13 protein-coding genes are annotated in these 15,162 nt (G+C 62.6%); 4 read left to right on the forward strand and 9 right to left on the reverse strand.

The features are described 5' to 3' along the window. Positions 1–3: 3 nt before the first annotated feature. Positions 4–939 (reverse strand): LysR family transcriptional regulator, encoded by a 936-nt coding sequence (locus Q1W68_RS04780; RefSeq protein WP_300715723.1) that lies wholly within the window; start codon positions 937–939, stop codon positions 4–6. 125 nt (positions 940–1,064) lie between these two features. Here Q1W68_RS04780 and Q1W68_RS04785 point away from each other — a divergent pair, with 125 nt between their 5' ends. Continuing rightward, positions 1,065–1,469, forward strand: coding sequence for a RidA family protein (locus Q1W68_RS04785; RefSeq protein ID WP_300715725.1), 405 nt, complete (start codon positions 1,065–1,067; stop codon positions 1,467–1,469). Positions 1,470–1,519: 50 nt separating this feature from the next. Here Q1W68_RS04785 and Q1W68_RS04790 read toward each other — a convergent pair whose 3' ends face one another. Together Q1W68_RS04790 and Q1W68_RS04795 are read right to left on the reverse strand one after the other, a co-directional pair. Beyond that, positions 1,520–1,828 carry a nucleotidyltransferase domain-containing protein gene (locus Q1W68_RS04790; protein WP_300651090.1) on the reverse strand — a complete coding sequence of 103 codons (309 nt, stop codon included), beginning with the start codon at positions 1,826–1,828 and terminating at the stop codon, positions 1,520–1,522. 68 nt (positions 1,829–1,896) lie between these two features. Further along, entirely contained in the window at positions 1,897–2,304 is a 408-nt protein-coding gene (locus tag Q1W68_RS04795; RefSeq protein ID WP_159604845.1) for a phage holin family protein, read from the reverse strand. Between the two features lie 133 nt (positions 2,305–2,437). Between Q1W68_RS04795 and Q1W68_RS04800 the strand changes: the two genes are divergently transcribed. Continuing rightward, positions 2,438–4,258, forward strand: a complete 1,821-nt coding sequence (locus Q1W68_RS04800; protein ID WP_300651087.1) for a 3'-5' exonuclease — start codon at positions 2,438–2,440, stop codon at positions 4,256–4,258. 214 nt (positions 4,259–4,472) lie between these two features. Here Q1W68_RS04800 and Q1W68_RS04805 read toward each other — a convergent pair whose 3' ends face one another. Continuing rightward, the gene (locus Q1W68_RS04805; protein WP_300651085.1) at positions 4,473–6,989 is read right to left on the reverse strand and encodes a toll/interleukin-1 receptor domain-containing protein; all 2,517 of its coding nucleotides are present in this window, start codon (positions 6,987–6,989) and stop codon (positions 4,473–4,475) included. Positions 6,990–7,092: 103 nt separating this feature from the next. After that, entirely contained in the window at positions 7,093–8,934 is a 1,842-nt protein-coding gene (locus tag Q1W68_RS04810; protein WP_300715726.1) for a glutamine--tRNA ligase/YqeY domain fusion protein, read from the reverse strand. 145 nt (positions 8,935–9,079) lie between these two features. Between Q1W68_RS04810 and Q1W68_RS04815 the strand changes: the two genes are divergently transcribed. Next, entirely contained in the window at positions 9,080–10,312 is a 1,233-nt protein-coding gene (locus Q1W68_RS04815; protein WP_300658399.1) for a DUF2157 domain-containing protein, read from the forward strand. Between the two features lie 11 nt (positions 10,313–10,323). Here Q1W68_RS04815 and Q1W68_RS04820 read toward each other — a convergent pair whose 3' ends face one another. Both Q1W68_RS04820 and Q1W68_RS04825 read right to left on the reverse strand, forming a co-directional pair. After that, positions 10,324–12,018, reverse strand: a complete 1,695-nt coding sequence (locus Q1W68_RS04820) for a choice-of-anchor I family protein (RefSeq protein ID WP_300715728.1) — start codon at positions 12,016–12,018, stop codon at positions 10,324–10,326. Positions 12,019–12,113: 95 nt separating this feature from the next. Beyond that, complete coding sequence (locus Q1W68_RS04825; protein WP_300715730.1) at positions 12,114–12,740, reverse strand: DUF924 family protein; 627 nt, start codon at positions 12,738–12,740, stop codon at positions 12,114–12,116. A 125-nt stretch (positions 12,741–12,865) separates the two neighbouring features. Between Q1W68_RS04825 and Q1W68_RS04830 the strand changes: the two genes are divergently transcribed. Then, a complete protein-coding gene (locus tag Q1W68_RS04830; RefSeq protein ID WP_300652384.1) occupies positions 12,866–13,333 on the forward strand; it encodes a hypothetical protein in 468 nt (155 codons plus the stop codon). A 6-nt stretch (positions 13,334–13,339) separates the two neighbouring features. On the opposite strand, the gene Q1W68_RS04835 is transcribed toward Q1W68_RS04830, so the two are convergent. After that, positions 13,340–14,128, reverse strand: a complete 789-nt coding sequence (locus Q1W68_RS04835; protein ID WP_300652381.1) for a LytTR family DNA-binding domain-containing protein — start codon at positions 14,126–14,128, stop codon at positions 13,340–13,342. Further along, a complete protein-coding gene (locus Q1W68_RS04840; RefSeq protein WP_300652379.1) occupies positions 14,125–15,159 on the reverse strand; it encodes a histidine kinase in 1,035 nt (344 codons plus the stop codon). The genes Q1W68_RS04835 and Q1W68_RS04840 overlap by 4 nt, the downstream gene beginning before the upstream one ends. Positions 15,160–15,162: the final 3 nt, after the last annotated feature.

Consider the following 15,162-nt stretch of genomic DNA (forward strand, 5'->3'; position numbering starts at 1 on the left):
TGGTCAGGCTGTGGGTTTCCCGGGCCGTGAAGCCAGCGGCGCATGCACCGCCATCAGCTCCACCACCCAGTCGATGAAGGCCCGCAGTTTCGCACTCACATGGCGGTTCGGCGGGAAGGCCACGTACATCGGCATGGCATCGACGCGCCAGCCGTCGAACAGTGGCACCAGCTCGCCGCGCGCTGCGTGGTCGCGCGCCATGTACTGCGGCAGCCACAGCACGCCCATGCCCGCCACGCCGGCCGCCAGGTAGGCGTTGCCGTCGTCCACCGCCACCGCATGGCGCCTCTGCACTTGAACGCGCTCGCCATCGCGTTGCAGGCCCATGGGCGCCACCGTGCCGCTGCGCGCGCGCAGGTAGCCCACCGTGCGGTGGTGCGGGTCTTCCAGCTCAGCCGGGTGCAGCGGCGTGCCGGCGCGCTGCAGGTAGCTGGGCGCGGCGTACACGCCGATCGGCAGATCACCCACGTGGCGCGCGATCAACGACGGGTCGGTGATTTCGCCGCCGCGCAGCACGCCGTCCACGTTGTCGCCGATCAGGTCCACCATGCGGTCGCTCACGCCCATGTGCAGCTGGATCTCGGGGTAGCGCGCGTGAAACGCCGGCAGCGCCGGCATCAGGATCAGGCGGGCCAGCGGGCTGGGCACGTCCACACGCAGGCGCCCGCGCGGCGAGGCCACTGCGCTGGAGAGGCTGGTGTCCGCGTCCTCCATGTCGGCCAGCAGGCGCACCACGCGCTCGTAGTAAGCGGCGCCATCCGCCGTCACCTTCACCTGCCGCGTGGTGCGGTTCAGCAGCTTCACGCGCAGCCGCGCCTCCAGCTGCTGCACCAGTTGCGTCACCGTGGTCTTGCTCATGTGCAGCGTCTGCGCCGCCTTGGTGAAGCTGCCGGCTTCCACCACGCGGGCAAAGGCCTGCATCGCGTCGAATCGGTCCATGTCGGTTCCTCACACCGGTTTGATTGTTTGGAAACGCCAAACAGTCATTGTGCGACTGGCCTGTTTATCCCTGGGCCGCCGGTGCCTAGAGTCCATGCATTCCAACCACCTTCAAGAGGCTTTGCATGTCCGCACGTGACGTTGTCTTTCCCGCCGGGCGCCAGGCGCTCTATGAAAAAAACCGCTACTCGCCGGCGATCCGGTCCAACGGTTTTCTGTTCGTCTCAGGCCAGGTGGGCAGCCGCCCCGATGGTTCACCCGAGCCCGACCTGCAAGCCCAGGTGCGGCTCGCGTTCGACAACCTCAACGCCATCCTCTCGGCCGCCGGGTGCACGTTCAAAGACGTGGTCGACGTGACCGTCTTCATCGTCGATCCCGAGCCCAAGTTTGAAACCATCTGGACAGAGCTCACCAAGCATTGGGGCGACGCACCGTACCCCACGCTCACCGGCGTCGGCGTGACCTGGCTCTACGGCTTTGATTTCGAGATCAAGGTGATTGCGAAGCTGCCGGAGGCCGTGGCGGCCTGATCTGCGTGGCCAGAGCCGTTTCCCGCACGTCCCACAGGAAGGCGCGCGGATCACGCTGCATAGATGGCTTCGCGATGGCGGTTGATGTTGGCCAGCACGTATGGATTGCGCACCGCGCCGGGTTCGACCAAGTCCACACCCCGGCCGAGCAATTGCTCCAGATCTGACTTGGCGCCAAAGAAGGAATTCAGATCGGGGTAGACGCCCGGGGCGAACTCCACCAGAAAGTCCGCGTCGCTGCTGTCGGGGTTGAAGTCATCGGCACGCGCAGCCGAGCCGAACACTTCCAGCCGGCGAATGCCGTGGCGCTGGCAGATGGCAGCGATGCCTGAGCGGTGTTGGGCGATGGCGGGATGCATGATGCCGAGTGTATCGACGGACCGCGCTGGTCAGCAATGCCGGGGCATCAAGCTACCGCGCCCAGGCCTCACAGCCACACCGACCCCGGCGCCGGGCTGGTTTCGATGGTGAAGTCGGGCGAGCCGCCCAGCACGAAGGCGCCGAGCACCAGGCTGAGCAGCGAGATGAACAGGCTGGCCCAGAACGCCGTCCAGAACCCGTCGACCTTGAAGCCGTCCACCAGCTTGGCCACCAGCAACAGCATCAGCGCGTTGATCACCAGCAGGAACAGGCCAAAGCTCAGCAGCGTCAAGGGCAGCGTGAGCACCACCAGCAGCGGCCTCACCACCGCATTGGCCAGCCCCAGCAGCAGGGCCGAGACCACCAGCGCCGAGGTGCTGCCGAACCGGATGCCCTTGAACAAATGGCTCGCCACCCACAGGGCGAGGGCGGTGATGGCCCAGTGGAGGAGGAAGGGGGTGAGGTTGGCGAGCATGGAGGGGGCGTTTCGGGTGGAGGATGTGGGCGGGCGCCGGGCGAGTGTAGGTTGCAGCCGCTGGCGGGCTTTCGCTTGCAGGCGAGGTGATTGCGTGCATCATGCGGCCAGGGACGCAATCACTTACAACTACATGGCCACACTCATACCAGCACTCGGCGCTTGTCTTTCGCGCATGACCAGCGGAGAAAGACGGCTCGCCGAACGTCTGGAGCAAAAGCTCGAAGACGACTACCTGCTCTGGTACGACGTGCCCGTCGGCCCCAAACAATCGCACCCCGACTTTGTGATCCTGCATCCGCGCCGCGGGCTGCTGATTCTGGAAACCAAAGACTGGAAGCTGGAGACCATCAAGAACGCCACGCGCCAAGCCTGGGAAATCATTCCTGACGGGCATGTGAAGGTGGTCATCAACCCGCTGGCACAGGCGCGGCATTGCGCCATTCAAGTGGTCAACGCGCTGGAGCGCGACGAACAGCTGGTGCAGCCCAGCGGCCCCCACCAGGGCAAGCTGGCTTTTCCGTGGGGCCACGGCGTGGTGTTCACCCGCATCACGCGCAGACAGTTTGAAATGGCCGGGCTGGGTGAGGCCATCGAGCCGCATTACGTCATCTGCTCCGACGAGATGACCGAGTCCACCGACCCGGAGCAGTTTCAGCAACGCCTGTGGAACATGTTTCCGCACGCGTTTGGCAACGTCATGTCGCTGCCGCAGCTCGACCGCGTGCGCTGGATCATGTTTCCCGAGGTGCGCGTGCAGGTGCAAGGCGCCCTGTTTGACGACAGCGACGAAGCCGCAGAAATGCCCAGCGTCATGCGGGTGATGGACATCCAGCAGGAGCAGCTGGCCCGCAGCCTGGGCGACGGGCACCGCGTGATTCACGGTGTGGCCGGCTCGGGCAAGACCATGCTGCTGGGCTACCGCGCCGAGCACCTGGCCAAGGCCCACACCGCTGCGAGCAAACCCATCCTCATGCTTTGCTACAACGAGCCGCTGGCCAAGCAGCTCGCCCGCGTGATGACCGCCAAAGGCATTGCCGACCGCGTGCACGCCGTGCACTTTCACAAGTGGTGCCGCGACCAGCTGGTGGCCTTTGGCCAGACCCTGCCCGACCCCCGCCTACCCGTGGGCGCCAAGATGGCCGACATGGTGCAACGCGTGATCCACGGTGTGGACCGCCAGCAGATTCCGAGTGGGCAATACCAGGCCGTGCTCATTGACGAAGGCCACGACTTCGCGCCCGAGTGGCTCAGGCTCATCACCCAGATGGTGGACCCGGCCACCAACAGCCTGCTGGTGCTGTACGACGACGCGCAGAGCATTTACGAGCGCAGCCGGAGCAAGCAGTTCAGCTTCAAGAGCGTGGGCATTCAGGCGCAGGGGCGCACCACCATCCTCAAGATCAACTACCGCAACACGCGGCAGATCTTGCAAACCGCCAGCCTCGTGGCCGCCGATTTGCTGACCGCCGAGGACAAGGACGAAGACGGCATCCCCATGCTCAAGCCCGTGAGCTGCGGGCGCGACGGCGAAGCGCCGCTCATCATCCGCCTGCCCAGCCTGCGGGCCGAAGCCACGCGCGTGGCCGAGCTGCTGGGTGCCGCCCACCAGGAAGGCCACGCCTGGGGCGACATGGCCATCATCTGCCGGCACTACAGCGAGATGGACGAATGCGCCGGCGTGCTGCGCCAGCGCGGCCTGCCGCACCAGGTGCGCAAAGGCGCGGGCAGCTTCGACCCCGCCGCCGACACCATCAAGGTGCTGACCATGCACGCCAGCAAAGGGCTGGAGTTCCCGGTGGTGGCGCTGGTGGGCGCGGGCCACATGCCCGCGAAGGGCGAAGACGAGCGCGAAGAAGCGAAGCTGTTTTATGTGGGGGCTACGCGGGCCACGCATCGGTTGATCATCGGGATGGGTGGGGAAGGGCGGTTCGGGCAGAGGCTGGCTACTTGACGGACAACCTTCACCGCTCGCGAACCGTCGCTATGGCACGAGTGCAACTGTTCCTCACCAAACGACCGACGAGTTTTGCGAGATGTACTACGCTGAAAATTGGCAGGAGCTGCCTGCCGATGGAGTTAGGTCTTGCTTGGCGGGGAGCGAGAACTCAATGTGGGAATGCCTCGCACTAGATGGGAGCAGACGTTGAATGCTCCTCCATTTTTACCTAATGCTTCTTCCCTGAGCTAGGAAGCTGGCGTTCAAGTCCATCGCAGCATTGCTGCGTGAAGAAGAGTCGATTTTCTGCGAGTATGTTCCTAGCATTGTCGAACTGTTGTCGTGAGCAAAAGTGTTCAAAGTCAACGCGTGCCAATTCTATTTTGGCTAGTGGGAATTTCTTTTCACGAAGAGTCTTGGATATTTCACCGTGAAGCTCATTAAACTGCAGGTCTTTCCCCTTTAAAGAGAGCATGCTAAGAAGAGTAAGCTTCACTGCGATTGGCAAGTTTTTTCGAGTGGAGAAAAGCTCTTGAAGGGAGGTTAAATCATTCTCAATTATGACTTCTCTCATTTTTTCTCTTGCAAAATAGAAAGACGTCCCCTCGCGCTCATCGGCTGTTCTAAGTTGATCAAGGCAGCTATCAATTTCGGACACCGAAGCGCCGCGCCGCTCAGTTTTAAATCTTTCCAGCAGTATCATTGCCAAGATATCGAGTACATAAGGATTTCCAAAGGCAAGATCATGGGCCTTGGTTACGCAGTTGTATGCCTCGTCGAAGCTTCTCTCAAATGCGTAGATGTACGCGAGTTCACGGTATACATGGGAATCAGCATATCTATCTTGGCGGATTCTTTTGTACCATTCCAAAGCGCTCCGGAGATTTCCTTTTAAGCGCTCCTTTAAGCCGTTCCCAAAATTGTAAATCGCGTCTGATTGAGGCGATTTTTTGATGTTTAAATACTCTTTGGTGAAGTATTTGAACGAATCTTCATTTCCGGACCTTACAGAAGAAAGGCCAATTAATCTCCAGGCCTCTCTTTTGCCATTTTCACTTAGCTTTTCTGATTGCATATATGCATCTTTAGCTAGTCTCAATGAAGAGTTGTAGTCTTGAGCGTCGTATCGACGCTTTGCAGCGCGAATTTGTTGGCTTGGCATTACCAAGTTCGACAAATACCCTGAGATAGGGGTGCCGTCAAGAATGTGTGCAACTATACGAGCATCTAAGAGTTGAATTGAGAGGTAACTCTTGTCTTCAATTTTGTCGAATTCTTCGAGAAGTGATTTTCGAAAGGGGGCGAGAGCTGCTCTATGTTTGTTGGCAAGATTTTCAGCAACTCTTTGAATGTAGCTCACAAGCGAATAATCTGATCCAGCTCGGATTAGTAGGCCTGCATCAAGCAGCGCTTCCGTGGCATCTTCGAAGGCCGGCCAGTCATTGAGAATGTTTTGAATTTCCCCGTAGGAAAGAATATTCGTTTCTGAGTAAAGTGCTACAGCCATTTCTCGATCTAAACTGCCGTCGACGACATCATTGAGGATTAGCTGAACTTGTTCGTTAATTAGTTTAACAATATTGTTGTGGGTTCTGTTCGGCTTATATTGAGGATTTCTTTTGAGGTAGTTGGCAACCAAGGTAATAAGTCCAGGGTGGCCTGATATGCTGGTTTCAATTCTGCTTTGCTCGTCCTTGCTTGGAATTGAAATGCCATGTTTTTTAATCAATATCCTAAACAAGAAGGTTGACCACTTTTCTTCAAGCGGCTCAATTGTCAAGAACAGCCCATTGGTGAGGCTGTGGCCATTCAAGAAGCGCTGAGATACAAACCAGACGTATGGGTAATCTGCGGGTTCAAGGTATTTTGTTAGGTTTGCAAACCATGACTGCGGCTTTCCCTCCTCAGTTAAAGCTGCAGTGCCTAGGTTGATGACAACCACTTGATTAAATGATGTAGAGATTTCTTTTAGCAGTTTTGCCAGCTCGCGCGTGCGAAGCAGTGGGCTAAGTGCAATATATCTATCTAATTCAATTTTGTACTCATTTGCTCTCCAGTTTGCGCTGTAAGCAAGTGCACGGCGATATATATCGAATACATCGTCTACTTGGGCAACAGCTATCTCTATTTTATGGGTGGAAATCTGTGGGTAATATGACTGATATACTTTTGATGCAAGCGTTCTTCTGCCAATTCCATTTGGCCCAGAGAGATATAGATAGCTGACTCCATTTTCAAGTTCAGATAGGGAGTCAACTATTTTTCTCTCATCTTCACTTCGTCCATGACATTCAAATTGAGTATTTGTCGAGTCATTTATTTCGTTGAGCAACCGAAGGGCAACGTGTTTGGGTGAGGGTGGGCAAGATACTAGATAGCGCCCCAACCAAGCCGGCAGAACGTTCCATTTTGTGTCATCTAATTGGAAAACTAGAAACTTCCGAATTTTCCACTTCGTTCGGAGTTCAAGAGCTAAATCAAGTTCGCCATTTACCCAGTTCGAACTAATTGACGATGCCGATAGAAATAGGGCATAGATCTGACAGTCCTCTATTCCCTCTAAAATCTGTGTTGGAAGATCGCCGTTTTTCTCGAACGTCTTAATGTCGTAGACGCATCGTCCCGCGCCTAATTCTTCATAGACCTTTTCGACAAAATCTTTGTCAAATGAGCTGTGTGAAAGAAAAACTTTTGACATATCTATCCTCCTGAATTTTTGATTGGGAATGCTGTTCTTGGCTTCCACGCCTTGTGACTCATGGTGAAAAGGTATTGCTAGTTCTTTGCGCGTGAGTAATTAATGCATTTCTTGAATCTCTGTATCCCAGATAAAGGTGGTTTATCCCATGTCATCTTCCCCATCCATCCTTCAACCCCGTAACCCGATTAAAAACCGGCTTCCCCGCCGCATGATCCACCCGATCCGCCACAAAGTACCCAAATCGCTCGAACTGAAACTTCTCATCCGGTTCCGCCGCAGCCAATGACGGCTCCACATAAGCCGTCACCACCTTCAAGCTGTTCGGGTTCAGCGCTTCAATGAAGTCTTTGCCGCCAGCGTCGGGCTGGGGGTCGCTGAACAGGCGGTCGTACAGGCGCACTTCGGCGGGCACGCCGTCGGCCACGCTCACCCAGGTGATGGCGGCTTTGGCTTTCACGCTGTCGGCGCCGGGGGTGCCGCTCTTGGTGCCGGGGATCACCTTGGCGTGCACGGCGGTCACGGTGCCGCTGGCGTCTTTTTCGCAGCCGGTGCACTCGATCACGTAGCCGCCTTTGAGGCGCACCACGTTCCCGGGGAACAGGCGCTTGTAGCCCTTGGGGGGCACTTCTTCAAAGTCTTCGCGTTCGATCCACACCTCGTTGCCGATCTTGAACACGCGCTCGGGCGGCGGGGTCTGGCCTTCGGGCACGGCGTGGTGGGGCAGGGCGGGCTGGGTGCAGTCTTCAGTGTAGCCGTCTGAGCCAAAGGCCTCGGCCCAGTTGGTGAGCACCAGCTTGACGGGGTCGAGCACGGCCATGCCGCGGTGGGCCTTGTTTTCCAGGTCTTCGCGCAGGCAGCCTTCGAGCGTGCTGTAGTCGATCCAGCTGTCGCTCTTGGTCACGCCAATGCGGTCGGCAAACAGGCGCAGGCTCTCGGGCGTGTAGCCCCGGCGGCGCAGGCCCACGATGGTCGGCATGCGCGGGTCGTCCCAGCCGCTGACTTTGCCTTCATTGACCAGTTGCGCCAGCTTGCGTTTGCTGGTGATCACATAGGTCAGGTTCAGGCGGGCAAATTCGTATTGTTTGGGGCTGGGCGCGGCCAGCAGCTGGCATTCGCACAGGCGCTCCATCAGCCAGTCGTAAAACGGGCGCTGGTCTTCAAACTCCAGCGTGCAAATGCTGTGGGTGATTTGCTCCAGCGCGTCTTCGATGGGGTGGGCAAAGGTGTACATCGGGTAGATGCACCAGGTGTCGCCCGTGTTGTGGTGTGTGGCGCGGCGAATGCGGTAGATGGCGGGGTCGCGCAGGTTGATGTTGGGCGAGGCCATGTCGATCTTGGCGCGCAGCACCATGCTGCCGTCTTCGTGCTGGCCGTCGCGCATTTCGCGAAACCGCGCCAGGTTCTGGGCGGGCGTGCGGCTGCGAAACGGGCTGTCCACGCCGGGCTTGCCGAAGTCGCCGCGCGCGGCGCGCATCTGCTCGCTGGTCTGTTCGTCCACATACGCGTGGCCGGCTTCAATCAGGTACTCCGCCGCGCGGTACATGAAATCAAAGTAGTCGCTGGCCTGAAACAGGTGGCTCTGTCCGTTGGCTTCCCAATTGAAGCCGAGCCATTTCACCGAGTCGAGGATGCTGTTGACGTACTCGGTGTCTTCCTTCTCGGGGTTGGTGTCGTCAAAGCGCATGTGGCACACGCCGCCGTAGTCGCGCGCCAGGCCAAAGTTGAGGCAGATGCTTTTGGCGTGGCCCACGTGCAGGTAGCCGTTGGGCTCGGGCGGGAAGCGGGTGCGGATCTTGGCGGGGTCGGGCTGGCCAGCGGCGTGGTGCGCGGCGTCACCCGGGGTGCCGGCCCAGCGGCGGCTGGCGTAGGTGCCTTTGTCCAGGTCGTTTTCGATGATCTGGCGCAGGAAGTTGCTGACCTTGTGTTCGCCCTCTGCGGGGGCGTTTTCGGTGGGGCTGTTGGGCTTGCTGGGGGGGGTGTTGGAGCTCATCAGGGCATTCTAGGGGCGCGTTGCGTTTCCCCTCGGTGCCAGCGGTCTGTGGCGCGGGCTGAATGGTCGTGGCGCACCGCTTCAATTCGGGGGCTTTCCGTTATGGTTGCTGCGAAGCGGAGGGCCCCCCCGGGGCACACACAACATGACCAACGAACACCCTGAAACCATCCCCAACGAAGAGCCCACGCAATGGGAGATCACGCAGGCCGAAGACGTGTTTTTGCCGTCGGTGCGCGTGCGCCTGGGCTGGGCCGACATTGAAGCGGCGGTGGAGCGCGGCGCGATCGTGCCGAGCGAGGCGCACGCCTTGTGGTCGACGTGGGCGTCGCCGGGCAGCCAGCAGCGCGTGAGCGCCGAAGAGCTGGCCCCGCCCGCCGCGCAGCCGCTGCCGTCGGGCGTGCCGCTCTCGCCCATGCCGCGCATGGCGCCGGGCCCGGCCTTCTCATTCACCAACACGCTCTATTACTTCGGCGGCATGCTGGCCATCGGCGCCATGACGCTCTTCATGACGCTGGGCTGGGAGCTGTTCGGCGCGTGGGGCGTGTTCGCCTTGTCGATGGGCTACCTGGTGGGCGCGCTGCTGGTGGCGCGCAACCTCATGAAACAGCGGCTGCGCACACCGGCCGGCGTGCTGGCCACGCTGGCGGTGTGCCTGGTGCCGCTGGCGGTGTGGGCGCTGCAGAGCGGGCTGGGTTTCTGGCCCGAAGGCAGCAACGACAACTACCGGGACTACCACCGTTACATCGACTGGCGCTGGCTCACGCTGGAACTGGCCACGCTCGCGGCCGCCGTGGTCATGCTGCGCAGCTTCCGGCTGCCGTTCATGGTGATGCCGGTGGCCGTGACGCTGTGGTACCTCAACATGGACGTGGCGCACATGCTCATGCAAAAGGACGGCTTCGACTGGGCATTCACGCGCGACGTGTCGCTGGTGTTTGGCCTGGCCACCTGCGCCATCGCGGTGTGGGTCGACCTGCGCAGCCGCACCGCCACCCACCCGCTGAACCGGCAAGACTTCGCCTTCTGGCTCTACCTCTTCGGCGCCATCATGTTCTGGTGTGGCCTGAGCCTGCGAGACAGCGACTCGGAGCTCAACAAGTTCCTCTATGCGCTCATCAACGTGGGCCTGGTGTTCCTGGGCGCGGCCATCGGCCGGCGCGTGTTCACCGTGCTCGGTGCCATCGGTGTGGCGAGCTACCTGGGCTATTTGTCGTACCGCGTGTTTGAAGACAGCCTGCTGTTCCCGTTTGCGCTCACGCTGCTGGGCTTGGGCGTGGTGGCGCTGGGCATCTGGTGGCAGCGGCGCGAGGCCGCCATTCATGCGCGGCTGGCCAGCTGGCTGCCAGCGGCGCTGAGGCCGCTGGCGTCCGGCTGACGTTCAGTACTTCAGTACGTCAGGTTCAACTGCAGCACCGCGGTGGTGCCGCTGGATTCGTTGCCCACCACCAGCAGCGGTTTGCCGTTGGGCGACTGCGCCGCTTTGATCAAGGTCAGGCCTTCTGGTCCGCGGTCGCCGGTGGCGCCGGTGCGGGTGTTGAGGTAGGTGGTGTAAACGGGTGCGTTGGGGTTCGTCACGTCGTACACCATCACGCCGCCCACGCGCTCCAGGCCAATGAACGCAAAGGTCTTGCTGCCGAAGGTGCCCACGGTCACGCCTTCGGGCTCAGGGCCTTTGCTCCTGCTTCGGCTGTCAAGGGTGTTGTTGGTGTTGCTGGCATTGAAGTTGACGTTGGCAAGAGCCTGTGTGCGCTGCTCCAGGTCATCGCCCGAGTCGAACACGCGGTTTACCTCGGTGCTCCAGATGGAGAACGAACGCGCACCAAAGCCGTAGAGCTCGTTGCACAAACCGGCGCCATTCTTGCCGTCAACCCCTGCGTTGGGTGTGGTGGTGATGTTCAGGCGTCCCAGGTTGCTGTCCAGAATCTGGTTGGCTGCATCGCTGAACACAGTTGGATCAAGACCCAGGCTGCAATGGCTGCTCACGCTTCGTTCCTCGACCAGTCCAGTCCATTCGCGCGCATCACCTTCGTTGGCGGTGATCAGCCAGGTCCGGCCGCCCGCGGTGTAGCTGGCAATGGCGTCGGGCAAGTAGAGGCCTTTGACTGGAACGGGGCCGATCTTGACCACCGCAGTGCCACCGTTGGCGTTCATGACGCTGTCTCTGTCGCTCACGTCCATGCCCATGCCGGCCAGGCTGTGGTCCTTGAAGCCGAGGGACTTGACGGACGTGATGGTCTTGGTGGCGATGTCCACCGTGGCAATTGCGTTGTTCTCCTGCAGCGTGACGTAGGCGGTCTTGCTGTCGGCAGAGACGGTGATGTACTCGGGCTCCAGGTCTTGCGACACGCTGGCGCCTGGGCCGTAGATGCGCACACCAGCCGTGCGCAGGCTGGCGATCTGGCCATCAAAGCTGCCGAATCCGGCGCTGCTCACGGTGCGGGTCAGCGTCACCGACGTGGCGGTGGGCGTCACACCAGCGAGCGCAATCACGCTGACCGAGCCCACCGGGTCCACCGAGTCGGGCAGGCCGTAGCTGTTGGGCTCACCCTCGTTGGCCACCAGCAGGTGGCTGCCGTCGGGCGTGAAGGTGAGCATGTCGGGCAGGGCGCCCACGGTGTCGGTGCCGAGGATGGTCAGGTCGCTGGCACGCACCCAGGCGACCACGCCGTTGCTGGTCTTGGGGTTGGCTTCCACGGCGAGTGCCACGACGCCGTTGAACACCGCCACGCTGTTGATGGCGGCCAGGCCCGGGCCGATGGAGGCGGCGGAGATCGAGGTGATCAAGCTGGGTGCGGCGGGGTTGCTCAGATCGAGCACGTCCACCGAGGCGAGTGCACCGTTGATGACGAACAGGCGTTTGGTCAGTGGGTCGTAGGCCGTGATCTCGGCGGACGACGCGCCGCCGGCGTGGGTGAAGCCCCCGATCTTCTCCAGTGCGAGGCTCACCGGCGTGGCTTCCACCACGGGGGTGGGCGTGGCTGGTGGGGCATCGCTGCCGCCGCCGCAAGCGGCGAGCGCGGCGGTCATGACGAGGGAGGTGGCAAACAGGCGGGCGCGCGGCTGCTGAGGCAGGAGTCTCATGGTGGTCTTGTGGTTTTAAGGGTTGAAAACCACGGTTGTAGGGACCGGCCATGAAACGACCGTGACGCCCGCGTGACGCTGGCGTGACGCTTTGGCTACTGGCCGAAGCGCGGGCCGTCTTTCAGGAACGCGTCTTCCGCGGGCGTGGTGGTGCGCCCGAGCACGGCGTTGCGGTGGGGGAAGCGCCCGTACTGCGCCACGATGTCGCGGTGCACCACCGCAAAGCGCAGGTTGCTGGCGAGTTTGTCGCGCAACGCTGCGGGGCTGCTGTCCACCAGCCGCTGAAAACGCGCCACGCACTCTTCCTGCAGTTCGAGGTTTTCCGCGTGCATGAGCGGCATGTAGAGAAACACGCAGCCGGCCGGCGTGAGCGCGGTGTCCATGCCTTCGGCGAGCGAAAGCCGGCTCAGGCGCTGGGCGCGGGCATCGCCGTCGAAGGCGCGGCGCTGGCCGCGGTGCACGTTGCGCGAGAGCTGGTCGAGCAGCACGATGAGCGCCAGCCGCGCGCGCGGCCCGGCTTCCCAGTCGGTGAGTCCACCGTCCAGCGCGTCGTCCACCAGCAGGCCAAAGCGCTGGCGGATGGCGGCGTCCTGCGCGGGATCGCCGCCAAACCACAGCGCGTTGTGGTCTTGCGAGGGCCAGTCGCGCTGCAAGCCGTCGCCGAACCAGAAATCGAGCACATCGAGGGCGGCGGGGGGTGTGGAGAGCCGGGAATCGGTCATGGGGGTTACGTCTGGCAACGACTTTGACGGGGCGTGCGGTACGGCGGGAGGCGCCGTTGCTTGTAATGCAGGCACAGGGTAACCAAAACCCTGGCACCCGCCCCCCGCGAATTCAGGAGCCCCACATGAAAACCGCCTCACTCCAAGCCCACTGGGCGCGCACCTCGGCCTTCGCCCGTGGTCTCACGCTGGCCGCCCTGGCCGCCAGCGCATGGGCCCTGTCCACCGCCGCCACGACGGCGCAGGCCCGCGACAACATTTCCTGGTCCATCGGCATCGGCTCCCCCGGTGTGGCCGTGGGGGTGTCCAACTACCCGCAGCCGGTTTACGTCAACCGCTACCCGGTGTACGAGGAGCGCTACCCCATCTACGAAGAGCGCCGCCCGATCTACCAGCGGCCCATCGTGGTGGAGCGTCGCCCGGTGGTGGTGTACCCGCAGCCGGTGTATGTGCAGCCGCGCCCTTACTACCGCTCCCACTGGGGCCACGGCCCGCGCTGGGATGACCGCCGCTACGGGCACGGTCACCGCAAGCACGGCCATCGTGGCGGGCGCGACTGGGACGATGACGACGGCCGTCGCGGCCACCGCTGAGCGGCCTCACATGGCCCGAAACCGGTCCGCGTAAAGCCGGCTCACGGCAAAGGCTTCGGGCCGGGCGCGCAGCTTCAGGCTCAGCCGCCCGGCTTCGTTGCGGGTGACGTTGTCGATGGCCTCGGCACGCACCACGGTGCCCCGGTGGACCTGCCAGAACACGGCGGGGTCCAGCTGGGGCATCAGTTCTTTCAGCGGGGTGCGGATCAGCACCTCGCCTTGCGCCAGCAGCACGCGCACGTATTTGTCGGCCGCCTCGAACGCCTGCACCTCGGTGAGTGGCACCATGCGGATGCTCTGGCCCACGCTGGCCGGAATCACCTGCAGGCGGGCGGCGGGCGGTTGCGGTGGGGCCATCAGCTGGCGCAGTTGTTCCAGCGTGGCGTCCAATGGTCCGGTGGCGGGGCGGCGCTGCGCGAGCAGGGCCTGCACGCGCTGCACGGTCATGCGCAGGCGCTCGGGTTGCACGGGCTTGAGCAGGTAGTCCACCGCCTGGGTCTCGAAGGCCTGCACGGCGTAGGCATCGAACGCGGTCACAAACACCAGCGCGGGAAAGGGCTGGTCGTCGGGCCATTCCTCGGCCAGCTCGGCGGCGGCGTCCAGCCCGCTTTGGCCGGGCATGCGGATGTCGAGCAACAGCACGTCGGGGCGCAGGGCCAGCGCCTGCGCCACGGCGGCGTCGCCGTCGCCCACCACCTTCAACACACGCAGGTCGGGCCAGGCGCGCACCAGTTCGGCCTGCAGCGCCTGGGCCAGCAGGGGTTCGTCTTCGGCGATGAGGGCGGTGGCGTTCATGGGGTGGGCAGGGGCAGGGTGAGCAGGGCGCGGGTGCCGGCGCCCGGGGCGCTGTGCCAGTGCAGCCGGGCCTGGCCGGGGTAGGCGGTGGCCAGTCGCTCGCGCACCTGGCTCAGGCCGAAGCCGGCCGCCGGTTCGGCCTCACAGCCCACGCCGGTGTCGCTCACTTCGAGTTCGAGGCCGCCGGCGCCCTGGCGCGCGCTCACCCGGATCTCGCCGCCGTCCACGCTGGGCTCCAGCCCGTGGCGGATGCAGTTCTCCACCAGCGGTTGCAGCAGCAGCGGCGGCACGCGCTGGCGGCTGAGGGCCTCGGGCAGTTCCAGCGTGTAGCGCAGGCGCGGACCCATGCGCACGGCCATGAGTTCGAGGTAGTCGCGCAGCCGCGCGAACTCGTCGGCCAGGGTGTGCTGCCCGGCGGTGGCGTCTGCGCGGGAGGCCTTGAGCGTGGCGCGCAGAAAGTCGTTGAGCCGATCCAGCATGGCCACGGCGCGCTCGGGATCGGTGCCGATGAGGGCGCGCAGGTTGGCCAACGTGTTGAACAGCATGTGCGGCTCCAGCTGGGATTCGAGCAGCTTCAGGCGCGCTTCGGTGGCCTGGCGCTGGGCTTCTTCGCCGGCCAGCCGGGCGCGGGCCAGCAGCTCGCGGCTGGTGAAGTAGTAAGCGCCAAAGCCGCCGGCCGAGAGCGACATCAGCACAAAGCCCAGCGTGGCGCGGGGGAAGTGGTTCAGGCCGATCAGCAGCGGACGCCCCAGCAGCGCGTTCGCGATGGCGCTGCCCAGCGGGTAGGCGACCAGCACCGCACCGATCACCAGCCCGGCCATGGCGCGTGCGCCGGGCCAGCCGCTGGGGTGCAACACAAAGCGCCCGCCGTCGATCAGGCCCCAGATGAGCAGGCCGATGAACTGGGAATAGACCATGTTCACGGCCAGGGTCTCGCCGCTGACCGCGGTGATGGCCAGCGCAAGGACCGTGTTGAACACCACGGCGGCCAGGGCCCGGCGGGCGATGGTGACGGGGTTGAACGGCGGCATGGA

Origin of the sequence: Hydrogenophaga sp., assembly GCF_030158645.1 — a bacterium.
Taxonomy (GTDB): Bacteria; Pseudomonadota; Gammaproteobacteria; order Burkholderiales; family Burkholderiaceae_C; genus Hydrogenophaga.